This is a genomic window from Pelagibius sp. Alg239-R121, from assembly GCF_947331435.1.
In the GTDB taxonomy this organism is placed as follows: domain Bacteria; phylum Pseudomonadota; class Alphaproteobacteria; order Kiloniellales; family Kiloniellaceae; genus Denitrobaculum.
Window position 1 is genome coordinate 36,670 of the sequence record NZ_CAMZOF010000016.1, and the last position, 23,417, is coordinate 60,086.

The following is a 23,417-nucleotide window of genomic DNA, read 5'->3' on the forward strand; positions in this document are numbered from 1 at the left end:
CAACTATCGATGTTTCCGGCCAGCGTATTGATCCACCGGGTTGATCCGGCCCGAAACATGCGGCGGTTTTACCGGATGCAGCTCCAGCCGAATCTTTTCAGCGGGTGTACATTGGTGCGCGAGTGGGGTCGGATCGGTACGACAGGACAATGCCGGAATGACCTGTACGCGGATGAGGGGAGAGCGGTCTCGGCTATGATAGCACTCTCGAAGCAGAAGCGGCAGCGCGGGTACTGCTAAATATTTCGATCTTTTCAATCACTTTCATACCGATGTGAATCTTCTCGTCTCTTACACCGACGACATCACGCCCATAGAATTCATCACAAAAATGGCCCTGGAAGTTACTTGTAGCGCACTGCAATCATCAACCATTTTTCGACCGGATTAACTGCGACTATCGTTACGCCAAAACCTGGCCCGGATCGTGGCCGATCCCGGAAGGAGCGTGTTCTTCGGAAACGCTCCTTTTTCATTTCCGATACCCGATTCAATTCACGTTGCCCATGGAGGATAGAATGAACCTCATGGGCGACAAGCTTTCGCGGTCGCTGTCGCCATAACCCGGAAAACCAACACTTTGTCTCTACCCAGGAGGATCCGGTTATCCTAGACTGGTAGGGCCGCTGGTACCGTTTGGTGCCAGTCGGCGCTATTCGGTGTTGCGGCTTGTCCTGAAACGATAGGAGTCGGTCATGACCCGAGTAACTGGAAAACACTTTGAGGAAGCCTTCATAGAGTTGGGATTGTCGAAAGAGAAAGCGGCCGCTTTGGCGGTCGCCCTTGATCGCAAGGCGGAAGTTTCAGACTTCCACCAGCTTGACAAGGAGATCGTGTCGGTCCGTAAGGATCTGACGCATCAACTGAGGGAACATCGGTCCTATGTGGACGATCTGCGGGATTTGCCGGTTCATGTTTCCAGGACGCCTCGTGCGTTTGGGCTGAACCTGCATCGCGTTGCTGTCGCCGCCACTCTGCTTGTGGCGATTGCGGCATCGGTTACTGTGGCGACAACCTAGGTCGATCGAGTGTAGGCCCATTGCGTGGCCGCTTCCTGAAGGGAACTTGCGAAAGCAGGTTCCCTTCCTACGTTCGGTTACGACAGCACAAGACGTTACCAGAAGAACCAAAGCACCACTCTAACAAAAAATACTGATATATTATGGCACGCTTGCGAGAAATTCTTGAGAATATAAGAAAAGGAGATGAAGGGCGAAAGTATTTAAGCAAAATATGTTTTGTTAGGCCGGTATCACGGTACAAAATAATTGGGAGCCCCATTCAAGGGTTATACGCTAATTTGAAGGACGAAGTTTTCGTCATCGAACTTACTATGAAAGACGATCAGAAGGATGTGGAGCGGGTGTTTGTAGGAAACTATGCAGGACCACATCTCATAAGATTGTCTGGGAAAGAAACCCCGCCTTGTTTTAACCCAAGACGCGCTGATGGGGCGCGAGACTATCCGACAACAACTCGGAAGAAAGGTAAGGAACCGAGACCTTATACGGCTTACAACAGAGAATTGTATGATGCCATTATGTTATTTTTTATTGCGTTTGATGTGTCGGAGAAGGATACCCGCGCCGATAAGGGGAAGGGCGAAAGCCCTACCACAAAATGTCTGTCTCTACTTACATGGAATGGTGACGAGGACCTAACAGAGGCGTGGGCGTTATCTCTTAACACTGTCTTTCAAAAGTATAAAACAAACGTTGATGAGATGATAAAAATCTTACTTTCGCGAGATCCGAATATTCGTGAATTCAAGTTTCCACGAATACAAGAAAAACTAAAGCAGCGTGGCGTTAAAGATCTTCGATTTATGTAATAGTTACCATACTCCACACGCCGGTAGATTCATTCAGCGGCTTCCTGGATCTGTTTTTTTGGCTCGATGGGGACTGGCGCGAGGGAGATAATTTTTGCGAGCTGCCCTGGCTGGAAGTATACCGCGACGCGCTTCGGTAGGGCCAGGACGGTATTTTCTGGGATCACGGCCTCTTCTAGGTCTGAGATCATGCGTTGTGATCCCCAGCTTTCGCCGCCCTGGCTGTTGATTTCGGTGCGCTCATAACGCGCGACTTTCTTGTGGAGCTTACCCGATGTTTCTGCGACGTATTCTGCCACATCGGGATCCTGTCCACCGAAGATAACCTTGATTTGGGAGTTGGTCTTGACGGCCTGCTCGATCGCCCGGCCGTCCAGCTTGCTATCGACTGGTGTCCGGAGGTCACCGAAGTTCTGATAGGCTGTCGTTATGGTGGCGTTGAACTGGAGGATGGTTGCCAGGGCATCGACGATTGGCGTGGAAATCAGGAAGCGCAGCTCATCGATAAAGAGGTTGAGATGATTCTTTCGCTGCGGCGCAAGTCGGCGAACTTCCTGCAGTATCTCTATAATCAAGGCTTTAGTCGCGTTCCGGATTACGGCATCTTCCAGTGAGCCACGGACGTAGACGACGGTGTTTTCCATGAGGGTCTGTTCGATGGAAAAACCCTTATCAGGTTTGGGGTTGAGCGACTTGTAACCGGACCATTCCTTTAGCCGGGCACGGACTGTCGAAACGTTTTTCCAGAGCTCTTCGTCCTCAATATTCTTTAGTTTTTCATGCAGGATCCGCAGGGCAGGCCGCTCTTCGCCGTCTTGGAAGAAGTCAAACAGGACTTCGCGGGTCAAAGCTTTGTAGTGATCGGCGTCAGTCCCACGTTCCTCCAGATCCATAACGCTGTAGAAGCGAGAGCGGCGGTTTGCGGGTGTGCTGCCGAGAAATGGTCCCCATTTGCCCCGTGCATTGGGGTCTTCGAGGTTGAGATAAATGAAACGGCGGCCGGCTTTCCTGCAGGTCTGCCGCATGACTTCGGGCAGGAATTCGTCTCCCTTGGGATCAATCATGAAGACGGTCTCGCCGCGTAGGATAGCCTGCTCGATCCAGATCTGGAAGGTGACGCCCTTCCCGAATCTGGTTGCGCCGACGACCGTCTTATTGATGGCTTTCCAATCATCGAGGGCGATGTAGAGGGGCTGGCCGTCAATGGTCTTGCCGGTAAAGACCTTGCCTGGTTTGTCGTAGTCCGCGGGCAGATAGGAGAGCGGCTTTATGGCGTCGATCTCCTCCCGCATGTCGGAGGGCTTTTCGTCGGATTGCTGAACGCGCCAGGACCGTAGGAGCGCGGAGATTCTGGGAACGAGATATCGGCCGCCTGCGAGTTTCATTGCCAGGCCGAGCAGGGGAGCGAGTAGGATTGCCGGAGCCCAGATGATAAAGGCATCGGAAAGAATCAGGGTGATTTCCTCGCCCGAGTGAAACTCGGTGAGGGTGGCGTAATAGGCAAGCAGTGTAAAAACTAACAGCCCGAAGGCCGCCAGTACGGTGCGGCGTAGTAAGAGGGCGGTTACCTCAAACGATGTCATTGTGGCTGACAAGATCAGCGGTGCAATTCCGGTCAGGATAATTAGGAAGAGGGCCGTGCAGAGAACAATGAACCAGGCCGGTTCAAAGCCCTCGATGTAACCGATCATCAAATTGCTGGCAATCAAGTTCAGTTTTTCCGACATCTTTCCGTCCGTTCAGCCGCCTTATTCCGGTCGGCGGGATTGGGGTTTTGCATTATGGGAGGCGGACGATCCATAAAGGATCGTCCGCCTAGTTTGTGCAATTAGCCTATTCAAGAGGCTGTCATGCGAGAAAGGACACCATAAAACCCGAGCTGAAGAACAGCAGGGGAGGGTGGCGGCCTTCCCTTGTTTTACCCTTAAGTTTGGGTAGAGAAGCCGCCAACCATGAGGGTGCTACCCTCCTGTAAGCTGTCCATGTTTTCATACTCGTGATGAATCCTTTCATCGCAGAAACTCCTGTTAATCCAGATGATGAGTTGTCCAAAAGAGGACGTTAATGACCCGCGCCAGCGGATCGTCTCGAACCTTTCCGGTGCCAACCGAAAAGGAGCCGCGTTTCACCAAAGTGCCGCCAGGCACAATGATCCGATACGCACTCGCTTAGCGCTTTCGAGGCTTTGAAACAGAGCCGGTGCCAACCGGATATCCTGTTTCTCTCCCAAGGCTTCGGTTAAATCGCCGAAGGGATTTTTACTCTACTCACGCCGCTCCCACGCATAGCCTGGACTGGTGCCACCCAGTCTTACGGCCGTAGCGCTTCCCGCGTTAGTTCTGCCGGTCTTAACGATCAGAACGCCGCCGTCTCACAAAACAAGCTAGGGTTAAACCCTATCGGATAATGTTTATCCGATTTCAGGGGACCGAGATTCCAAAGCATCTCCCTTACTCGCTTGCTTGTTTCCAACTTTAACCAACCGGACACTGAAGGTCCGACCAGCGGCTCTTGATCTCCAAAAAGCATCCTCGAGGGATGCTATTAGTCGCTTGAGCTATTCGCCGATCCGCAAAGGTTGCCCCTCACGGTACCGCCGGTTCCAGGTTTCCCCTTACCGGCTCACGATGGTTTCCCACTGTGCTGACACCCACGACATTGGCATAGGTTGTACCCTTACGAGCACCCCCTAGAGCGGACTGGATACCGCTTTTCCAACAGAATAGGGTTGACCGTGTTGCCACGGCTCCCGTTTCCGCGTCGCCCATTCTCTTAACAATATCAAAGAGCGATTGGGTCGAACGGGGCATTACAGCCCCGAGCGCCCGTTGCAGCCGGACGAGCTCAATTACGAGCATCCGGCTACGGCAAGTGCTGGAGTGCGGGCAGGCAGCCGTGCACTCCTCTGGCGGTTGGCGACCGCTAGCCCCGCATAAAGCGGGGACGGATCGATTGGCTATTTCGAGACTAACTTTGCGGCAAGGCCGGGCATCGCTTCTGTCTTCCTTTCATGATGAGCGATGAAGTTGGGCGGTATCGAGGTTGGCGACCTCCCTTGCTGCTGAATCGAGATTTGTGAAAAAGACCGCATTATCCAGGTGGCTAGCCCGGAGTAAGCGGTCATCAAAGATGGGCTTACGGTTGGGGTCGCTCTGGAATGACGGACGTTCTCTCTCTTTTCGGCGGGGAAGGGCACTCCTCTTTGGCTTGGTTTCATCGTTCGAAAGGCGAGCAGCAGACGATTACGGCGGTTGCCAGTTTCGTCCCGTTCACACAATCATCCAGTCGCAGATAGTCGTTCTGCGCTGGCAGAATTGCATTTGAGACTCTGCGCGATCAAGCGCAAAGTCGCCCAAAAAATTTTTTCCAGGAATCTCTAGATAAAAAATCACAATTCTGCATAGAATTGCCCGTTTCGGTTTTTATATAATCACAGTTAGAATGTATGCCTGAGATTTTTGTTCATAAAAGCGGCGTAATGCGCCACATTATAGCTGCGATATCGAAAGGATACATCTACCATACCACTGGCCGCGTTCCGTTTGAAAAAGCGGAGAGATTGTTCACCAAATTCGAAGAAAAATATTCGGTCAATCCAGATCGTGTTGAAGCTCAAAAAAGAAAGCGGCATGGTGAGGCAAACGCCCGTCTATTTCTCTATCCGGGATCGGACAGTCTTACTTACGACTTTTGGTTTCTTCTGACAGAAGGTGAGCATCCAGCTTTATCTGAAGAAAAGTTGCGGCGTGCCGATCACAAACGAAGCCGCATTCTGTTTCAAGACCAGTACGAGGCGATCTGCCTTCCGGCGGCAAGTTCGGTGCCAAGATGGACATGGCGCCTTACTCAGAAACAGTACCGCGGTTATGAGGAATGGATCGAAAATACGATTCGACATGCGAAAGACGATTCCGAAGCGAAAGCGGTTATCCGATCACTGCAAAGTCTTCCCGGCTTTCGCGGTATCAGACAGCAGGTTTTCGCCTTGCGGAAACACTTTATTCGGGAGTGGGGACGCATCAAGGGAGAAGAAGCCTGTCCTATCACTGACCGGATGCAGGGATATCTCCGATATCAATCCTACAAGACAGTGCCTATCGAACTTGTCAATGCGCGCATGGCGGAGGGTTTGAAACCTATTTCTGATGCCTGGCGTAAGACAGAGAGAAAACCAAAAACCAAGATCTTAGCTGAAGAGAAGGAAGACGATATGTCCGTATCCATTGCACCGCCCGTGAAGAGTGAGAATGTGACCATGAAGAAGGTCGTTTTTACATCGAAAAGCTTTGCCAAGCTGGAAAGCTATCGCGCAGCTTTTGAGGAAAAACACAGCACAACAATCACGAACGAGGAACTGATCCCGCTCCTGGTCGAATTCGCATTTGATAAGGATCCGGAGTTCAAGAAACACCTTCGCCAGCAAGGAAAAGGGTAGCGGAGAAAACCGAATTGGAGGTTAGCAATTTGAGGGAGGTCATTGTTTAGCTGTGAGCAGTAAGCGGAACACACGAACTAGATCGCCAATGCGCAGTTTATCGGCAATTCACGAATTTGAAGGTATGTCATGACGGATCTTCTGACGCACTATTCAGATCCAATTGCCGTTTATCTGGAAGACCCGGATGTCACGGATATTTTGGTCAACCGCTTCGATGAGATCTGGATCGAAAAGAACGGTGAACTCTCAAAGACAACATCGCAGTGGCGGGATGAAATGGAGCTCGAATCCTTCATCGATATCATCGCTAACAGTCTTGGTCAGGATGCCGATGAAGCAGGTAAGCAAATTCTCGACGCACGCCTACCAAACGGAACGCGCGTCAACGCGGTTTTGCCGCCGATCGCGGTTAAGGGCCGGTGTCTGTCCATCCGGCCCTTTCCCAAGCGAAAATTCACGATGGATGATCTGCTGGAACGCAGAATGTTGGCCGATGCGGAATGCGATATTCTTCAGAAGGCGGTTTTGGACCGAAAGAATATTCTGGTTGCCGGCGGAACCGGCAGCGGCAAGACGACAGTGTTGCGGGCGGTCTGTTCGTTCATCGATCCGGCGGAGCGGGTCATCACCGTCGAGGACACGGCGGAGGGGCTTGTAGATCGTCCGCATGTGGTTTCCTTCGAGGCGGCAAAGCGTCTCGGTGGGGATCACGGCGATACGGTGACCATGGGGCGGTTGATCGAGAATGCGTTGCGGCAACGTCCGGACAGAATCATCGTTGGAGAGGTGCGCTCTCCGGAGGCGGCGACGGCTTTGGTTGACGCGATCAACACCGGCCATGCGGGCTGTATCTCCACGATCCATGCGAACAGTGCGTCCGACGCGCTGGTTCGGTTGGAAACACTTTACGCCCGTCATGCGCCAAACCTAAGTCTAGAGCTCATACGGCGTCTGATTTGCTCAAACGTCGATCTTTTAATACACGTTAAAAGAGAAATAAAAGGGTTTCGTAAGGTGAGAGAGATTGTCGAGGTCGATGAGGATGGAAACCTGCATTAAACTCATGGGTGTGAAGTTTTCTGCTTTTCACGGTTAACAAATGTTCGCAAATGGCTCTTTTTATTGATGTGTATAAAAAGCATAAAAAAGATGCATGCAGAGAGGCATTTGTGCGTTACGCTGCGCCCGTCCACTGACAAGCGCTCGTCCGCTTGAATGTGGACGGAGCGTTATCCTGGTTGAAATAGGAGAAGCGTAATGCAAGCTGAGTTCACGATTATTGGCCGGATTGGCAAAATTTTTGACCGCCGGGAAGACGATTCGCCGGTTGCTTTCGGGATATCCGTTGCGACGGAAAGGTCCTGGAAGGATGAGAACGGGTGGCAGAAGAGAACCTTCTGGCACTATGTTACGGTTCCGGCGGGACTGGCGCGTTTAGCTGAGAAACTGCGTGTTGGCGATCTGATTCAGATCAGAGGAGATTTGCGGCCCTGGTCCCAGTCTTCGACTGAAACGGAGAGTGAAAAGCGCGGGATCGACCTAATCATGACCGAACGCAAGATACTTGTCCGAGCCTCCAAAGAAGATACGGAACAGGCATCCAGCGAAGCGGCTTAGAACTTAGTAGTCCGGGTTAAGGGCGATTGCAAAAGAGAGATAACGCTTTGCGTTATCTCTCTTTTTATCTTTCAGACCAGTAAGCCTTGAAAGCCCGTTCGTAAGCATTCTCTATGTCTGTAAGGGTTAGCGGCTTGTTGTCTGCCTGCACCTTATCGAAGGTTTCAACGTAGACTTTGACAGCGGAACGGATCAAATCCACTCGGGATGTGCCGATCCCATAATTTCGGCGAATGAGATCAACGCGCTGGTCCAGCTCGTTCACGAGAGGCTCAGATAATCCAATGGAAATACGCGGCTCGTAATCATAGTCCTTGCTTGAGCTTCGTCTTGCCATGACCCCTCCTAAGGTGCTTTCCAGTAATCTTTAAAAGCTTGTTCAAAGATGTTTTCTACGTCGCCGTAAGTAAGGGGGTTCTTTCCTGTACGCGCGCTATCAAAAGTGCAAACGATAGTTTTTACTGCTGTGCGTATGACCTCTGAGCGTGACGTATTGATGCCATAGTCGACGCGTACTTTACTTATTACTTCATCCAGACCTTCGAGAAGCGGTTGCGGAAACGCCAGTGTAACACTGTGTTGTTCGCGTTCGTTCTTTTTTCTGCCAGAAATGATTTTCGGTTCGTTGCTCAACAGCGCCCCCAATTGCTTGATTGTAGCTTATCTTCTATCGATTGGATTAGATCAATACTCGAAAAAACCTCCCCAAAAAACACTGTGACACAACATTGTTACAGGCGGCATGTCCGATAAAACAAAAAAAATCTTTGTTTAAACAAAAAATAATAATTGATAAAAAATCATGAACGCTAGTATCGCGAGAGATAAAAGCGATTTCAATGCTAACGCGAGTGGTTTAGGGAATTTTGTCGGTGGATCACAACTTTGAGGATAAGACTCACGCGCATGAGGTTTTTTCGAGCGTTGATCGAATTCTTGGCGTGCCCTCGACACATTTCATTGCAACCGGCGCGATATCGGTCGTCAGTGGTGTCTTGATTGCATGGTATTTCGGCCTTTTTGTCGGTCTGGTCGGTTTTTACGGCCTCTATCAGCTCTATCTGCTGGACCCTGAAGGTTTGGTTCCCTGGCGCGCACGTCTGATGTCACGCGTGAACGCCTGGAGGATCGGACGCGGCCGCCCGAAGTCGATCTATTTCATTCCAGATTAGGAGAAGCTTCATGAAAACTTGGCGGAAAAGGCGCCTTGTCGCACTCGCGATCTGCTCGCCATTCCTATTTCTGGTGGGAGTCGGGGTTGCCTATTCAATGACGTTCTTTCTTCGCTTGCTTCGAACGATCGGCACAGAGGGAGTGCCGATCGTGGCAAACACAATTGGAATTACCCTACTCACCGGGGTTTCGATACTTGCCCTTTCCCCACTGTTCGGGCGTGCCGTTGCCTGGGTCGACCGTCGATTTCTCTAAACCCCGTAACTGATAGAAAAGGTACTGAATAATGAAAACTCTGATTTCAAGGCTCTCTCTATTTGGAGCTTCGATGTCTGGCGGACTCATGGTGGCCGCCGGGCAAGCCTTCGCGGAGTACGACATCGGCAAGTCCGGCGGTGCGCGCGGTATTGGTAAGATGGAGGACTACTTGCAGGATTGGATCAACTTCGCAACCGGCCCCTGGGGCTTGGTTGTGATCGTTGGCGGTCTGATCTTGGGTGCGTCGATGTGGGCGCTTGCCCCGAGAGGCGGAGGCCTTGGCATCGCACTTCGCGCCGCTGCAGCCGGGCTCTTAATCGTCAATCTGGGCACCGTTGTGGCCGGGTTTACCGTCACCTAGAGAAGAGAACATGATCCCTAGAGACTTTCCGGTTTCCGAAGCTTTTCCCCTGATCTGTCCAGTCGGGCCGCACCAGCTGACCAAAACGGGCAGTTTAATTACGGCCATCGAGCTAGGCGGTAGCGATCCCGATGCACAGACGGATCAGGATGCTGTAACCCTCTCGATGCTCTCGCGGGTGATTTACGGGGCGTTGCCGAACAACTGCAGCGTCTCGGAATATTACATCCATGGGGGCAGCGAGGAGATCAGGCTGCGGGACCGTGAAGACCCTCTTTCCCACAAGGTATCGAAAGCCCGCGAGGCCGCGCTGAATAAGCGCGGTCTGGCGCGGAGCCGCCTGATCCACGTGATCCAGATGCACGACCCGAACGACTGGAACGGCTATCTGTCGACAACTCTGATCAAGAACCTGCCGATGTTCTTTCTTAGTCGGGAGAGCCGCCAGACTGTCTTGAGCCGCTTACGCCGCCCGAATGCACTTATCTTGCGCGAACGCGAACTGGAAGCGCGTGCGGAAGCTCTGAGCCGGGCGGCGGACGATGCTGCAGCGAAGTGGTCTCTGGCTATGAGCGCCCGTCGTTTGAGGCGTGACGAATTTTGGCCCTTGCTGCGGTTTTTCGCGACCTTCAATCCCCTTTTTCTCGATCCCGCTTACAAAGCGCCTGCGCCTGTGGATGACTGCGATGTGGCGCTGGCGAGTGGCGACATTGTGCCGGTTAAGCTGAATCATGAAGACGCGCTCCGGCTAAACGGTGCGGAAACGCGCTATTGCCGGATCGCTTCTATCCATAAGACCCCGAAGAATCCAATCGGTCTCTGGAGCAAGGGGCCGGACCCGATCATCGGTCGGCCCGGTAATTTCATCCTGCAGAACCACTACACGCCACTCTCCGCGATACAGCAGACTTTCTCCTTCAAGGCGGCGCGGACCAGGGTGGACCGGACCCGTGTCGATCTCTTTTCACTCTTTGTCGGAGACGATTTTCTCGACACGAAGGACGAGCGGTTGGCAATCCGCCAGAAGATCGAGCAACTGGAGCAAGCAGAGGCGCTGGACGACACCTGGGCGACGCAGTTCGCGCAACTGGTGTTGTTTGACGAGAGCCCGCTCAAGCTTAAGCAGTCGGTGATCAATTTTAATAACTCCCTCGAAGCCAAGGGTTTTTCCCTTGTTTGGGAAGGGGTCGGCCTACCCATGGCCTTTCAGTCGCTCCAGCCGGGCGGCGAGGCCAAGAGCATTCGTCAGGCGACGGTTTCCAGCTCCCGCGCAGCGGCGCTGTCGCTGGTCAACCGCGCCAACAATGGCTGCCGTCTCGTGGAGGATCTGAATGGCTGAGGAAGCTCTTTACGTTTTCGAAACGGCTTCCGCCGAGCCGTTTTTTTACAATCCCTATGCCAGCGATCGCTGCTTCATTATCTGCGTCGGATCTCCAGGATCGGGCAAGACCTTCTTTAAGAACACCTCGACTACGCACTTCCTGAAATATGGCGGCTTTAGCTGGTCGATTGATATCAATCCCGGCACCGAAACCCTGGCGCAGTTTTTCGGTGACGCCGGCGGTATCTTCAGGGCCGGTGACGGCGCTAGAGGAATCAATCCCTTCATTTCGTACAAGGGTGAGGGCGATCGCGCCTTTCTGGCGCACATGCTCTCTCTGGCTCAGGAACTTCTGGCGGTTAACGACGAGCTGGCTGCCAAGCAATTTGCGACCGGTGAACAACCAAAGTTCGATAAGGCCGTGCTTGCTACACTCCGCTTGAAGGAAGAGGACCGCAATCTCGATCATCTGATTGCGCATCTGCCCGTAGAGCTGCGGCGCAAGTTCTCCCGTTGGCATAACGGCGGTCTCTATGCGGGTCTCTTCGATGCCAAGGCCGATGGGATTGGCAGCCTGGATAAACGGATCAGTGTTTTCAATCTTCAGGCCTTTCGGGACAACCCGAAGCTCTTGAAGCCGATGATGCTGGAGATCTTTCACCGGGTCGTTCGGGAGTTCGAGGCCGAGGAAAACCGGGCGCGGCCCAAGCTGCTTGAGATCGACGAGGCGCATTACGCGCTGTCCCTGCCGACTCTGCGGCAGTTTATTGTCAGCAAAATCCGGACTTGGCGTCAGTTCGGCGCCGGCGTCACTCTCTGGTCGCAGGGCGCGAACGAATATCTCAGTGTACCCGAATGGGACGTGATTCGTGGGGCGGCGAGCACTTTCGTGTTTCTGGCGGACGGGGGCTTCAACGAAGCCAAGTACAAGGAAGCCTTTCCCCTCACGGATGGGCAGTGCGAAGCCATCCGGACCCTCGTGCCCAAGCGGGAGGCCTTCATTCTACAGCCCGAAAGCGGCGTTGCTAAAAAAGTCATTCTCCGGGTCGAGCCGGAACAACACGCCATCAACACCAGCCGCCCGCGCGAGGTCGCGCTGCGGACCGAACTAATCAACCGCTACGGTTTTGAGAAAGGACTGGATCGCTTTGTTCAGGCCCTCGGTCATTCTTCAGATGATCTCCAAGCTGCTGAATAAGGATCACCAACCATGAAGAAATCCTTCACCGCCCTGACGGCTGTCGTTGGCATATCACTCTCTACCGGCGTTGCGCAGGCCCAAGGCATTCCGGTCTTCGGTAGGGGTGCTCAAGATCTAGTGAACCAAATGGAGTGGGACATAAAACGCAGGCTGGCAGACGTCCAGGCAAAGTGCGGTGTCATTCTCGAAGAACCCGCGATCGGTCCGGATATCTTGAAACTTTGCAATGACGTTCTTGAGAACCCCCAGAAAGCATTTGGCCTGCCCTCAGAATCCGATCTCCTAAAATAAGAAATCAGCCGATGAAAAAATACCTTATCCCTTTTGCTTTTGCAGTTTCCATGGCTGCGCCGGTTGGAAGTAGCCACGCCCAGGGCATTCCGACTTACGACAATGCCAATAATTTGAATATGATCCTGGACAAGATCGAGCAGGTTAAACAGCTTGCCGAGTTGCAAGCGCAGTATCAGCAGTTGGTGCAGAACTATCAGCAGGCCGTGGCCAACGCCACGCGGTTGCAGGACATGGTCGAACTGACAGAGTTGTACGACCTGGCGGACCATATTGTTCATGCCGATGTGACCAAGCTGATTCTGAACCAGATCCATGGTCTCGATCCCAACTCCATCACCTATGCCAACGACGCCAAGCGTCTGCTGCAAGACCAGTACGGCATCCCGGCGACGGACAGCGGTATCCGGGAGCGGATCGGAAAGGTTGTCGCGCCCGATGTCGCCGAGAGGATCGGCGACAAGATGAGCCGGACACAGAGGGATTTCAATTTCTCAGTTGCGAAGTCGAAAACGATAACGGCGGCAAAAGATCGCACTTCTGATGTGCAGCAATTGTTTCCGGAATATCAGTCGCGGCTGGCCGGCATGGGAGATAACAGTTTGGCGGCAACAACTCAGTTGATGGCTGATCAAGACCAAACAGCCATGGTCCAACGCGACATTATGCTTGGTCTGTTGATCGTCCAAGCACAAGCCCAGGAGGAGGAAGAAATTCGCCGCCTGGAGCGGGAAGTCAAACGTATGGAAACCTTCGTTAGCCGTCTGGAAGCCAAGAAGAAGTTTCAGACCGAACCCATCAACATGCGTTCCGAAAGGATCATCGAATGACCCGACTTACTCTCGTGTCCGCTGCGGTCGTTGCCATGCTTGCCTTAGCAAGCACGGCTAAAGCAGGTGTGTTCGATGAAGCCATCATCGACGAGGACTACCAGCAGGCTGAATTAGCGCTGCAAAAAAAGAACGAAGAAACTTGTCGGAAGAAGAGTGTCAGAAAGGGACTCTCTTGCTTCAAAGACCTTCAAAAGGAATTCAAAGCCAGTGGCAAGAGGCGCGGTTCGACCGAGTATTGCAAGATCCACTATCTACCGATGGAAACGAAGGCTCTTAAACGCAAGCTTCCGGAGCTGGCCACCCTCAAAAAGAAAGCCCGTCATTCACCGGACAACCGCCAGCCAGGCGAAGTGACAGCCGACGACTTCGACCAGGAAATGCAGTGCATCTTCCAGATCTTTGAAAAGCGCGGGGTGCGCTACTGATGCGTTTGCTTACTGCCTTCCTATTTGTCATCTGTGCCTCCACCGTGATTTCCACGCCGGAGGCTTCTGCCGCTGCGGAAGGTGCGCAAATCGGCAGCACGGACTACTTCACTCAACAGATGGACGCATTTGAAACACGGCTTAATGACGCGATCAAAGCTGTTCTCGATGGCGAGTCCGTCTTCGCCAAACACGTTCATATTGTTTTTCTGGTTTTTCTGATCCTCTCGTTGCTCATCATGATTTCGAAGTGGGTCTTCGCGCGCGGAGGCTTTGACGATATCGTAGGCTGGTTCATCTCCACGTTGCTCATCATCTTTGTCTATGAAAGCTATACTACCCTGTCATCGCTGATCTGGGGCTGGTTCAACGAGTTGGGCCGCGCCTTGCAACTGGCCATGGTCGGTGACAACAGCATCTACGGGCCGTCGAATTTTATTTCCAAGATTCAGTCCCTCATCACTCTCGACGAAGAAGTCGATATCTGGGACGAGATGGGCCTGATCCTGTCCGTTATAGTGCTGTGGATTGTCTCGGTCATTGTTCAGGCCGTCTCCTTCCTGGCGGCCATGTTGCCGGTCTTCGGCTACGCCTTTGCGAAATCTGTCGGGCTGTTCTTCGTGCCCTTCCTGTTTTTCCAACGCACAGCGGATTGGTTCGACAGTTGGCTGAGCTTCTTTCTGGGGTTCTGTCTTTTCACCTTTTTTTCAAAGGCCGTGCTTGCCGTGATCGCGCTGCTCTACAGCGCCTATTTTGACATTCCCTATGCGGCAAGCATCGAAGTCGATCAGATCGTGATCGAGTCCGGAGGCGTCGAAGCGCTCCTAGGTGTCATAGTGCTCGCGTTCGGCTCGCTGCTGCTGTTCGTCATGGCGATCGGCGCGTCCTTCTCGATCATGGGCGGCAGTATCGGCAGTGCCATCTCGGCCCAGAAGTTCATCAGCAAAGGAGCGAGTCTTGGAGTCAAATTCACCTCCGGCGCTGTTCGCATGGGTGGCAAGGGCGTGATCAAGGGCATTTCCGCTGGTGCCTCGGCCCTGACCAAGTTTTTTAGGAGATAATAAGCAATGTTCAAACGGCACCTGAAGGCAGTCCCCAGCGGTGGTTTGGAAAACCATCAGGACGGCCAGGTCATCGAGGAAGTCATTCAGGAGAAGCTGCGCAACAAGCGGTCCCAGAACGAATTGACACGAGCGACCGTGATGGCCAACTGGATGGTCGGGATTGCCCTGGTGGCCATGATTGTTGCGATCTTCAACGGGGTTGGTTGGTTTAAGGCTGAAGAGCGCTATGCCAACAACGTCCAGGTGACCTGGGTCAAGCTGCTGCCGGACGGCACCCACCGGATTGAAGCCTTCGGCGACGGTGGCGCGGATGCCCGTTGGCATGAGGCGGCGATCAATTCGAGTCTCATGAATTACGTCCAGGCACGCTTTCAGCAACACCACGACACGATCCGGCAGGACTATGGCTTTGCCTCGCAGTTTCTTTCTCCAAAGGAAGAGGGAATTTTCATGAGCGAGTTCAAGGCGGTCGAAAAAGTTGTCGCGTTCGAAGAGTGTCTGAACTGTGCCGAAGTCGATCTGCATATCCGATTGATCGATCATGAAGAACTCAATCAGATTTCTGCCCAGACTGATATCGACCGGGTGTTCCGTTCGACCATCTACACCACGGAGATTGTCCGCTCTCCCAGTGGTAAAGCCGTCGAAGAGACAAACAAGCTGGTGCATCTGACTTGGAAGCTCTCGCCACCGTCCAGCGTCATAGAGAATCGGGACATGCTCCTGGCCAATCCGCTCGGCATTCAGATCACCAATCAAATCGTTCGGGAGGAACTGTCCCATGATTAAGAGTTTTCGAAACAGCGCATTGGCTGTTGTCTGCCTTGCCGCGGCGTATCCGGCCCATGCAACCCTCGAACCGGTTTCTTCGGATGGCCATACGGCAGTCGCGAGCGAGTGCCGTTACATAGTGGTGCTGCCGGGCCAGCGTTTTTCCGCGCCGATCAATCTCAAAATCGGGACGCGTCTGCGGTTCCTGAAACCGGTGCGTCTGGTCACGGTCTCGCTCAAAAACTGGGAGAAGGAGCAGGACGGTCCTTCGGTTTGGATCAGGCCGACTACAACAGCGGAACCAACCGATCACGTGGGCGTAACCGTGATGTTGGAAGGCAACGGAGAGCAGAACGAATTCGATTTTGTTTTCAAGGCGACGAACGACAAAGTTGCTTCTTGTACCTTCATCGCCGATGCCGCGTCGGCTGCGCGGATCTTTGAAGGAGATCAAAATAAGGGCGACCAGGACACGGCGTTTCTGCAGCGGCAGCTTAACGCGGCGATCGCGGACGCGGAAGCCGCAAAGCAACAGGCCAATGCACGCGCGGCCGCAGCCGTGGCGCAGACCACCAATGCTAGCGATGCATACAGTCAGAGCATGAAGGAAATGCACCGGCAGTTCAGCGCCCAGGCGGAAGACGCGCTCTGGGCGTTGCGGCGTTCGATCAACACTTCCTACGACTGGCATTCGGGCAAGGAGAGCCGTCCCAGAATCATTGATGGCGTCTACGACGATGGCCGCTCGACTTTCATCCGGATCACCGAGAGCGGTTTCGGCATTCCCGCCGTTACCGCCAAGGCCGGTGAAAACTTCTACGTGGTGCAGTACGACTACCACGACCTAACTGGTGTTTATGAAGTCCAGGGTCTTTTCGACCACATGGTTTTGCGCTTCGGGACGCAGGAAATCACCATCCAACGGAGGAACTGAGCCGTGATCGCGGATGTTTTTTGACCGCCCGATGGCGGTGTAGAGGCTGAAGCCCGAGAAGGCATGGAAAGCGGTCAATGGGAGCGAGAGGTAGCATGAGCGAAGAGAAAAAGACGAACACGGTAGCGGTTGAGGGTACGGGCAAGGAAAAGGCCGCCGAGGAAACCCCAGTCAATCACAATCGTAAAATGCTGGGATTGATAGGCATTGTAGGTGCCATCCTCTTTGTTGCATTGACCTTCGCCGGCTTTGGCCGTTGGCAGGACCGCGAGGGCCGCGAGGCTAAAGCAAAGATTCAGGTCGAGCAGGCGACGTTACAGGACAAGGCGGTGACGCAGGACGCTTTCAAGAAGAAGGTCGTCAATCAACGCAGGATCGAGGAGCGTAGGGTCGACAAGACGCCGCGGCGTGCCTCAGAAAACAAACTCAGCGATTTCGAACTGGCGGAAATCGAGGAAGCCCGCAAGGCACTGCGTAAGCCGATGCAGATCTGGACCGTCGAGCAAGAGAAGGCGGGCGAGAAAGTACATCAAGCCTCATTGGGAGGTCCGGCCTCTTCGGTTTCGGCCCTGCCGGACTCCGCGACAAAGCAGAGCGTAGAAATCCGCCGGCAGCTCATGCTTCGCCTGAAGGAGCTACAGGACGACGCCGACAAGCTCCAACGCCAGCAGAAGCAATCCCCAGGTGACGCCCAATGATTCGCCGTATTTCTGCAACGTTAGGCGTTTGCGCCCTGATGATATTCGCTGGTCCTGCGCTCGCGCAGAATTTTCCACTGCTGCCCGGCGCGCAAAATCCTCTGGCCGCGCTTGGGGCCCAGGACGAGTTTGCCCCTCGAGCGACCCAGCCCGAAAGCGCGCCGCTGGAGCCAGTAGAACAACCTGCATTCACCGGTCCTACCGGTAAAGTGCCGATCGGTACCGTGGCGTCTGGTGTGCTCAACATGATGTCTATTTCCGATTACCCTGGTCCCTGGCGCGGCGCTCTCTCTCATCCTATCCTCAGCATCGACAAGAATGACGTACTCTTTCCCGCCGGTTCGGTTGTGGTCGGCAGCACGGTTCTAATCAAGGGACCGAACGAGGTCATTCATAATCGCCTTGGTTTCGTACCCCGGCATATCGTTCGTCCGGACGGACAGGCGTTTGAGATCGTCAATCAGGCGGTGCTGGATCAGGCCGGTGTCAGCGGCTTGCAGGATATCGTCGATTATCATGTAGGCATTCAGGCGGCGGCCCTGGGGGTCTTTACCGCGGTCGAGACTCTGCCTGAGCTGCTGAATGAACTCGCTCGGGACGACACCACGGTCGATACCCTGATTAATTCGGCTACTGATCGCGGCACACCGATCCTGCAGAAATACATCACTTTGGTCCCGACGATCCAAATTCGGCCCGGCTCGCACTTCAAGGTGTTCTTCATGAACGAATTGACGGTGCCGGTCTGGCGGACCCGCCGAGGCTTCGACTACACCACAGTCAATCTGGACTGATTTTATGAGAAAAGTTTTTTTCTGCCTGACCCCGTTGATTCTTCTGAGCGCCTGCGCCAATCCGAAGACCCCGCCGATCACAACGGCAACGCCGGCGGCTACGCAGCAAACACCCGGTTTGAATATGCTGACGCGGCTGAAAATCCCGGAAGATTATAAGACGGTCGGACAAGCCGCGGCTTGGTTGTTGCGGCCCACGGGCTATCTGCTCGTGGTGGATTGTCCTGGCTGTGCGCCAGAGGCTGTGCGGCTGGCGGACGATCCGATCTCCCCTTTGGCCGTTCGGCCAGAGTTGACGAGCGTAACGCGGGCCTTGCTGCTGGTTCTGGGCTCGGACGGCCGCTTGATCGTCGACCATGAAAACCGTCTGGTGAGCTTTGGGTTTTTCGAGCGCGGTAAGACAAAAGATGCCGAGAACGCGATCCTTCTGAGCGAGGGGTCTCTGTTATGAGGGCACTTGTTGCTTTGCTTGTTGTGCCGCTTGGACTAGGCGCATGCAGCACGCCGCCGGATGGTCCCAAGCTGCCGTTGTCGCCGATCGAGCGCCCGGTTCTTTTGGTGCCACATGAAGCACGGATCGAGGAGCGGAACTTGATCCTTCCGGTGAGGAACGCGCAGGACGCCCGTGTCGAAGAGCACGCTGCGGAAGAACAACATCCTAGTGTCCTAGGAAACTAGAGAAGGACGACGAATGCGTAACCTGCATCTGGTGGCTGCTTCTGCCACGTTCCTTTTGACGAGCACTCCTGCATATGCGGCCTCGCAAGACGAATGCGCGATCTGGCTTTGTCTGCCGGGTGGCTTTCCCTCCGGTTGCGGCGCGGCCTACAGCGCTTTCATAGAGCGGATTACCCATAAGCCAAAGCCTAAGCCGCCTCTGCCTCCCTTTAATTCTTGCGCGGTCGATTCAGGAAACATCGGGTTCGACTGGGGTTTTGAAGAAAAGAAACGCTGCAAGAACCCGGAGGCCAAGATGCTTAAGGGACAGGAAGGCACGCTTTCCTGTCGCGTCCCCTCTAACAACGAAGATGGCTTCCTCGCATCGCCTGTCGTCACTGACCACGTTCTCTGGACCGATGTTCCCTCACTCGGCAAGGACTATCGCAAGACCGAGTATGTCTGGAAGACTACAGGCGGCGCCCGGGAAGAAGGCGGGCGGCCGTGACGATGAAGCGATCGACAAAACCAGAGAATCCAAATGATTCGGGCAGACAGAATCAGCGCCGTCCAAGCCACATCAAATTGGACAACGCGCTTTTCGATGCAGCGAACATGCGCCAATGCGCCTTCTGTTTCCGGACCAGGCCAGAGGTCGAGGCCTTCCTGGTCGGCCCACGTCGGATCATCTGCACCGACTGCGTTGAGAAGTGTGCGAGCGTATTGGCGAATGGCGGGCCGATCGGCGCGGCGATCATCGAGCGCGAACGTCAGGCGCTTAAATCACACCGAGAGAGAGGATAATCACGTTGAGGAAATTCTATTTGGCGGCTTCGATCATTGTTTTGCCTCTGACCGCCGCGCATGCGGATGGTATGTCCGTGGCCGGGCCTGAAGAGACCAGGCCGCTCCCTGTGGTCCTGACGGCAGACGAGGCCACGCGACACTGCGTCTACGCCAATGAGACCTACAGTGAAGGCGCGGTCTTAACGCTAAAGGATGCCCCAACTTTAACCTGCAGCTCAAATCCCCAGTTTGGTGGTGGTCCTATTGCCCCACGTTTGAAATGGATCGCTTACAAAGAGCCGCGTTTTCAATAAGGAAGCGGCAACCTGCCTTCGTCATAGGAAGCTAAGTTAATGAAAAAAGCTTTGAGTCTGCTGGCTCTCCTGGTTCTAGCGGCCTGCGATCAAACGCTCGATACAAAGAATGCTGGAACTTTTTTGGATTCTTTCGAAGAGATCACTACAGAGATGAGTGAGGCGGAACGGGTCGAATTTGCGGCTTCGATTCTTATGGTTTACGAGGATCGGGATAAAGAAGGTCAGGCCAGGAAACGTCGTCTGGATCGAGCTAGGAAAGACGCTGCGGTTCTCTTTGAGGAAAATCGGCAAGGCCTGCTTGTCATTCACCGTAACAAGATCGCCAGCGATATCGTCCTTAAGGTTGGAGCGGATCTCTCTGGTAAGAGTGTTGCCGAGGTTAATGAGATGGCAGAGGCGGTCTATGCGGCCGCGACAGTTCGATACAAAGACGAGCGCCGGAAAAAGCTTGCGAAGATGATTGAAGACTACAGTCAACGTCTTGCGGCCGCAGAGCAGCAACTCACTGAAGCAGAAGCGGCGGTGGCGGCGGAGCAGAAACGTCAGGAAGATGCACGGGCGTTTCTTGCCATGGTCCATGTCAAGGACGTGAGCTTTGCCATAAAGAAGGAATCGAACGGCAAGCTGCGCGCTTACCTCAGCTCCGCAGGGAAGCTGGTGAACGGTAGTGACCAGCAGATCCAAGAGGTTCGGGGAAAAGTCATTTTCAAGGACTCATCGGCCGACTGAACGACCAACAAAAATGTGGCATTCAGGAAACTCGCTCTGCCTCCCGGCGGGGAAGCTTTAGTTCAGGACAACCGGATGCATTGGCGGGCGCGGCATCTTGTTCCTAAGGGGTATGTCTACTCGGAGAATGTCGAGGATTACGAAATTGTCTACGTCATTGAGCAGGTCACCCTGGAGGATGGCACTGAGATTGCCGTTTCGAAGGGATGGCGGTCACCCGAATCCACCATGGAGGACCTGAAGAAAACAGCGGATTTCCGTCGGGATGACCATGATAGCTGGGTTGAACGAATGACCAAGGCTGAACAGGAGCTGGCGGCACTGCGATGATTCTCCGGCCGGTCAGATATCTGCTGTTCTTTTTGCTGCTTCCAGTGCGTCACCTGTCCGGGATGTTTTTTTCTCTACTTGCGGGTTTCGGCATGATCACACTTTTGGCTACGGCGGGTCATGCTCTCATGGGCAATGGAGCGACTGCGGAATTTTATCCGAAGTTCATCGCCATTGGTGCGGGCTTTGTGGTGGGCGGCTGCCTGTCCGCTGTACTTTTGGACGAACTTTTACTGATGATCTATCCACAGGTAGGGGACAAGGAGAGCTTGCGGATGCGTTATCTGCCCCGTGAGCTCTTTAAGCGCGGACGCTCTGGGAGCGATGGCGACGATTGGGACTACGAGATAGCCGCAGCCCACGACGAAGACAGCCGTTGAGAATGGGAGACCTTATGCCTGCGACGTTTGTTGCCTGGCCTGCCGATCTGACCAAGAAGTCGGGGAAGAACCGGCGTTTCGAGGAGAACCATGGACGGCGCTTTGTGGCCGGAGATGATGATCAGATGGATGCAGCGTCAACCGAGAAGCAAAGCACAACCACTGGAAAGCCTTTTGGGGCAACCACAAGATATGGTAGGGAAAGTGGTTAATTCTTGCGAATCCACACCATTTGGTCTTGCCGATTCGCCCCTGCCCGATGGGCAGGACCTTTCCGCATCGAATCACAATAAAAAGGGAGCAGCGATTAGAACAGAGGCCTAAAAAAGCAAAAATCCCGTAGCGGCTAACTACGAGATTTTGCAGGGAAGCGAATGAGCACGCCACCACCAAAACTATTTTCGGTGCTCATTCTAATCTCACGGACATCGGTGTCAAGTTTAATGCGCATTATGCGCCACGGATTTCTACGCCCTTCTGTCCGGGGTCTTTGCATGCTGAAGAAGATGGAGCAACAACAACCAACTGGACTTGAAGTCCGGCCGGGATTTGCAAGGCGCACGGAAGCTTTTCCTGAACTGGTCAGTCAGGCCCAGGCTTACGAGGCTGATCCTGATCTGACCAAGGATGCTCTTTACCGGGCGGTCTCCTTGGGGCTTGCCGGGGTTCTGAGCGATAAGGAGCACCGTTTTCTCTGCATCGCTGTCTCGATGCTGAACCGACGCTCCCTGGAGCGGGGCTTGCCGCATTGTTATTTGGGCGGGTACCTCTTCTGTCAGGCCCTGGGCGGGATCTCTATGAGCACCCTGAGCCGAATCAAGCGTAGCCTGGAAGCCAAGGGGCTGATAATCCGCCACTACGACAAGCGGAATCGTCCCTTGGAAAAGGCCTCGATCGACCTGCGGCCGCTGTTACAGCGCCTGGAGGAGTTTCAGGAGCGTGCCGAGTTGCTGTTTGAGGCGAGCCGTGCGCGGTTCGAGGAAGCACAGACGATCGACGTGCATGATTATGAGGGCAATGATGAAATGGCAGGGTGTCACCTCTGCCACCCTAACAGTCCTAGTCCTAACCTGATTCCTTCTACTGTACAGACAAATGCGGAATCGCAGCCTTCGGCAGCGATATCCAAATCTGCAGAGGATCAGCCTACGGCCGATCCAGGTGGCAAGAACCCACCTACAGCGATCCAATCGGGGAACATTGACAGAAACCAACATTGCTCTCCAAAGGAGACCAGTGATTTTTGGCGGCGCCGTGGACAACTCAGCAAAGGTCTGAGCACGAAGGCCCGTTCTGAGCTGCTGGAAGCCCATAGGCTCTCTCCAACCCTCTCCAACTATCTTGATGCCGCAGATATCGAAAAGGGCGAACTCAAGCGTGTCTACGAGGCCTGCCTTGAGGTGATCCAGGCTCACTTCAACCCGCAGCGCAACACCGATATGACCTTCAAATGGGCGGTTGGAAAGTTTGGCTGGAGAGCCGTCCTGATCCTCGTTTGCGCCCTCGAGGACCCTTCCGTCCGATCGCCGGAGAAATGGTTCGGATGGGCCGCGACCAGAATGCCCAAAACCGCCGATCTCAGCGATAATTTGCGGAGAATAGCTTGCCATCTCGATGCGCCGGAAACCGTTCCGGACAATGCTGAAGACGATTGCTCCCCACTTGCGGGCAATCCTACGTCGCCGGGATCCAGCGTTGCCGGAAATGACGAGACTGAAGCGTTTGCACCCACGGCCGGAAGTGAGCCGGGCGGGCTGATGGAACGGGCCAAGGCACTGCTGGTCGAAAAGGGCCTGGTCAAACCCGCCGAGATCGCCGCTTGGTTCGGCGAGATTACAATCGCCAACGTGACGCGAGACCGCGTTCAGCTTAGTGCGCCCAGCCTCTTCCTGGCGAACTGGATCAAAGACAATTACAGCGATGAACTAACGGAGGTCTTTACGGCCTTGCTGGAGCGGCCTGTGACGCCGCGTATCGCTGTGGCGCAGAAGCCAAAAGTTCATTGAGGAATGACGCTGATACATCCTCCAGGTCTGATAGAAACTTTCATTAAACCGGATCCGTTTTTCAGACTTCTGGTCGCGGGACTGACCACTGTTCTAGCCGTTGGTTACCACCTTCTCCACTCTGGTCGGGCACAGAAGCGACGTTTGGATAAAGCTCTGGTGTGCCGCGAAGGGGCGTTGAATATGCCGGTTCCGCTTCACA

At 54.0% G+C, this 23,417-nt stretch carries 32 protein-coding genes; 29 read left to right on the plus strand and 3 right to left on the minus strand.

Annotated elements, in window-relative coordinates:
- Positions 1–9 precede the first annotated feature (9 nt).
- The 3 genes from QMZ18_RS34615 (at position 10) to QMZ18_RS34625 (ending at position 1,831) form a co-directional block, all read left to right on the plus strand.
- Positions 10–240, plus strand: a complete 231-nt coding sequence (locus QMZ18_RS34615; RefSeq protein WP_282611076.1) for a WGR domain-containing protein — start codon at positions 10–12, stop codon at positions 238–240.
- A 455-nt stretch (positions 241–695) separates the two neighbouring features.
- Positions 696–1,019 (plus strand): hypothetical protein, encoded by a 324-nt coding sequence (locus QMZ18_RS34620; RefSeq protein ID WP_282611020.1) that lies wholly within the window; start codon positions 696–698, stop codon positions 1,017–1,019.
- 314 nt (positions 1,020–1,333) lie between these two features.
- Positions 1,334–1,831 (plus strand): hypothetical protein, encoded by a 498-nt coding sequence (locus QMZ18_RS34625; protein ID WP_282611021.1) that lies wholly within the window; start codon positions 1,334–1,336, stop codon positions 1,829–1,831.
- A 29-nt stretch (positions 1,832–1,860) separates the two neighbouring features.
- On the opposite strand, the gene QMZ18_RS34630 is transcribed toward QMZ18_RS34625, so the two are convergent.
- A complete protein-coding gene (locus QMZ18_RS34630; RefSeq protein WP_282611022.1) occupies positions 1,861–3,558 on the minus strand; it encodes a type IV secretory system conjugative DNA transfer family protein in 1,698 nt (565 codons plus the stop codon).
- 1,718 nt (positions 3,559–5,276) lie between these two features.
- Here QMZ18_RS34630 and QMZ18_RS34635 point away from each other — a divergent pair.
- The 3 genes from QMZ18_RS34635 (at position 5,277) to QMZ18_RS34645 (ending at position 7,886) form a co-directional block, all read left to right on the plus strand.
- A complete protein-coding gene (locus tag QMZ18_RS34635) occupies positions 5,277–6,266 on the plus strand; it encodes a hypothetical protein (RefSeq protein ID WP_282611023.1) in 990 nt (329 codons plus the stop codon).
- A 129-nt stretch (positions 6,267–6,395) separates the two neighbouring features.
- Positions 6,396–7,328, plus strand: a complete 933-nt coding sequence (locus QMZ18_RS34640) for a CpaF family protein (RefSeq protein WP_282611024.1) — start codon at positions 6,396–6,398, stop codon at positions 7,326–7,328.
- A gap of 198 nt (positions 7,329–7,526) precedes the next feature.
- Positions 7,527–7,886 carry a single-stranded DNA-binding protein gene (locus QMZ18_RS34645; RefSeq protein ID WP_282611025.1) on the plus strand — a complete coding sequence of 120 codons (360 nt, stop codon included), beginning with the start codon at positions 7,527–7,529 and terminating at the stop codon, positions 7,884–7,886.
- Between the two features lie 64 nt (positions 7,887–7,950).
- Here QMZ18_RS34645 and QMZ18_RS34650 read toward each other — a convergent pair whose 3' ends face one another.
- Both QMZ18_RS34650 and QMZ18_RS34655 read right to left on the minus strand, forming a co-directional pair.
- Complete coding sequence (locus QMZ18_RS34650; protein ID WP_282611026.1) at positions 7,951–8,223, minus strand: ribbon-helix-helix domain-containing protein; 273 nt, start codon at positions 8,221–8,223, stop codon at positions 7,951–7,953.
- A gap of 8 nt (positions 8,224–8,231) precedes the next feature.
- Positions 8,232–8,519, minus strand: coding sequence for a ribbon-helix-helix domain-containing protein (locus QMZ18_RS34655; RefSeq protein WP_282611027.1), 288 nt, complete (start codon positions 8,517–8,519; stop codon positions 8,232–8,234).
- A 239-nt stretch (positions 8,520–8,758) separates the two neighbouring features.
- Between QMZ18_RS34655 and QMZ18_RS34660 the strand changes: the two genes are divergently transcribed.
- The 23 genes from QMZ18_RS34660 (at position 8,759) to QMZ18_RS34770 (ending at position 23,215) form a co-directional block, all read left to right on the plus strand.
- Positions 8,759–9,058 carry a hypothetical protein gene (locus QMZ18_RS34660; protein ID WP_282611028.1) on the plus strand — a complete coding sequence of 100 codons (300 nt, stop codon included), beginning with the start codon at positions 8,759–8,761 and terminating at the stop codon, positions 9,056–9,058.
- A 10-nt stretch (positions 9,059–9,068) separates the two neighbouring features.
- Positions 9,069–9,314 carry a hypothetical protein gene (locus tag QMZ18_RS34665; protein ID WP_282611029.1) on the plus strand — a complete coding sequence of 82 codons (246 nt, stop codon included), beginning with the start codon at positions 9,069–9,071 and terminating at the stop codon, positions 9,312–9,314.
- A gap of 73 nt (positions 9,315–9,387) precedes the next feature.
- A complete protein-coding gene (locus tag QMZ18_RS34670; RefSeq protein WP_282611030.1) occupies positions 9,388–9,678 on the plus strand; it encodes a hypothetical protein in 291 nt (96 codons plus the stop codon).
- A gap of 10 nt (positions 9,679–9,688) precedes the next feature.
- Positions 9,689–11,017 carry a hypothetical protein gene (locus QMZ18_RS34675; protein ID WP_282611031.1) on the plus strand — a complete coding sequence of 443 codons (1,329 nt, stop codon included), beginning with the start codon at positions 9,689–9,691 and terminating at the stop codon, positions 11,015–11,017.
- Positions 11,010–12,197 (plus strand): VirB4 family type IV secretion system protein, encoded by a 1,188-nt coding sequence (locus tag QMZ18_RS34680; RefSeq protein ID WP_282611032.1) that lies wholly within the window; start codon positions 11,010–11,012, stop codon positions 12,195–12,197. Before QMZ18_RS34675 ends, QMZ18_RS34680 begins: the two co-directional genes overlap by 8 nt.
- A 12-nt stretch (positions 12,198–12,209) precedes the next feature.
- The gene (locus tag QMZ18_RS34685; protein WP_282611033.1) at positions 12,210–12,491 is read left to right on the plus strand and encodes a hypothetical protein; all 282 of its coding nucleotides are present in this window, start codon (positions 12,210–12,212) and stop codon (positions 12,489–12,491) included.
- 11 nt (positions 12,492–12,502) lie between these two features.
- Complete coding sequence (locus tag QMZ18_RS34690) at positions 12,503–13,321, plus strand: hypothetical protein (protein WP_282611034.1); 819 nt, start codon at positions 12,503–12,505, stop codon at positions 13,319–13,321.
- Entirely contained in the window at positions 13,318–13,749 is a 432-nt protein-coding gene (locus QMZ18_RS34695) for a hypothetical protein (RefSeq protein WP_282611035.1), read from the plus strand. Before QMZ18_RS34690 ends, QMZ18_RS34695 begins: the two co-directional genes overlap by 4 nt.
- Positions 13,749–14,810: a type IV secretion system protein gene (locus tag QMZ18_RS34700; protein WP_282611036.1), complete on the plus strand. Its 1,062-nt coding sequence runs from the start codon at positions 13,749–13,751 to the stop codon at positions 14,808–14,810. The genes QMZ18_RS34695 and QMZ18_RS34700 overlap by 1 nt, the downstream gene beginning before the upstream one ends.
- Before the next feature lie 6 nt (positions 14,811–14,816).
- Complete coding sequence (locus QMZ18_RS34705) at positions 14,817–15,602, plus strand: VirB8/TrbF family protein (protein WP_282611037.1); 786 nt, start codon at positions 14,817–14,819, stop codon at positions 15,600–15,602.
- Entirely contained in the window at positions 15,595–16,518 is a 924-nt protein-coding gene (locus QMZ18_RS34710; protein WP_282611038.1) for a TrbG/VirB9 family P-type conjugative transfer protein, read from the plus strand. Before QMZ18_RS34705 ends, QMZ18_RS34710 begins: the two co-directional genes overlap by 8 nt.
- A 95-nt stretch (positions 16,519–16,613) precedes the next feature.
- On the plus strand, positions 16,614–17,216 hold the full coding sequence (locus tag QMZ18_RS34715; RefSeq protein WP_282611039.1) for a hypothetical protein: 603 nt from the start codon (positions 16,614–16,616) through the stop codon (positions 17,214–17,216).
- Positions 17,213–18,010 carry a TrbI/VirB10 family protein gene (locus tag QMZ18_RS34720; RefSeq protein WP_282611040.1) on the plus strand — a complete coding sequence of 266 codons (798 nt, stop codon included), beginning with the start codon at positions 17,213–17,215 and terminating at the stop codon, positions 18,008–18,010. Before QMZ18_RS34715 ends, QMZ18_RS34720 begins: the two co-directional genes overlap by 4 nt.
- Before the next feature lie 4 nt (positions 18,011–18,014).
- The gene (locus tag QMZ18_RS34725; protein ID WP_282611041.1) at positions 18,015–18,461 is read left to right on the plus strand and encodes a hypothetical protein; all 447 of its coding nucleotides are present in this window, start codon (positions 18,015–18,017) and stop codon (positions 18,459–18,461) included.
- The gene (locus QMZ18_RS34730) at positions 18,458–18,688 is read left to right on the plus strand and encodes a hypothetical protein (RefSeq protein WP_282611042.1); all 231 of its coding nucleotides are present in this window, start codon (positions 18,458–18,460) and stop codon (positions 18,686–18,688) included. The genes QMZ18_RS34725 and QMZ18_RS34730 overlap by 4 nt, the downstream gene beginning before the upstream one ends.
- A gap of 13 nt (positions 18,689–18,701) precedes the next feature.
- Complete coding sequence (locus QMZ18_RS34735) at positions 18,702–19,175, plus strand: hypothetical protein (RefSeq protein ID WP_282611043.1); 474 nt, start codon at positions 18,702–18,704, stop codon at positions 19,173–19,175.
- Positions 19,176–19,177: 2 nt separating this feature from the next.
- Positions 19,178–19,471 (plus strand): ClpX C4-type zinc finger protein, encoded by a 294-nt coding sequence (locus tag QMZ18_RS34740; RefSeq protein WP_282611044.1) that lies wholly within the window; start codon positions 19,178–19,180, stop codon positions 19,469–19,471.
- Between the two features lie 5 nt (positions 19,472–19,476).
- A complete protein-coding gene (locus QMZ18_RS34745; protein ID WP_282611045.1) occupies positions 19,477–19,767 on the plus strand; it encodes a DUF1496 domain-containing protein in 291 nt (96 codons plus the stop codon).
- Positions 19,768–19,806: 39 nt separating this feature from the next.
- Entirely contained in the window at positions 19,807–20,499 is a 693-nt protein-coding gene (locus QMZ18_RS34750; RefSeq protein ID WP_282611046.1) for a hypothetical protein, read from the plus strand.
- Positions 20,500–20,574: 75 nt separating this feature from the next.
- Positions 20,575–20,829 carry a hypothetical protein gene (locus QMZ18_RS34755; protein ID WP_282611047.1) on the plus strand — a complete coding sequence of 85 codons (255 nt, stop codon included), beginning with the start codon at positions 20,575–20,577 and terminating at the stop codon, positions 20,827–20,829.
- Positions 20,826–21,209, plus strand: coding sequence for a hypothetical protein (locus tag QMZ18_RS34760; protein WP_282611048.1), 384 nt, complete (start codon positions 20,826–20,828; stop codon positions 21,207–21,209). Before QMZ18_RS34755 ends, QMZ18_RS34760 begins: the two co-directional genes overlap by 4 nt.
- A gap of 14 nt (positions 21,210–21,223) precedes the next feature.
- Positions 21,224–21,421, plus strand: coding sequence for a hypothetical protein (locus QMZ18_RS34765; protein ID WP_282611049.1), 198 nt, complete (start codon positions 21,224–21,226; stop codon positions 21,419–21,421).
- Between the two features lie 282 nt (positions 21,422–21,703).
- Complete coding sequence (locus QMZ18_RS34770; protein ID WP_282611050.1) at positions 21,704–23,215, plus strand: DnaA N-terminal domain-containing protein; 1,512 nt, start codon at positions 21,704–21,706, stop codon at positions 23,213–23,215.
- Positions 23,216–23,417: the final 202 nt, after the last annotated feature.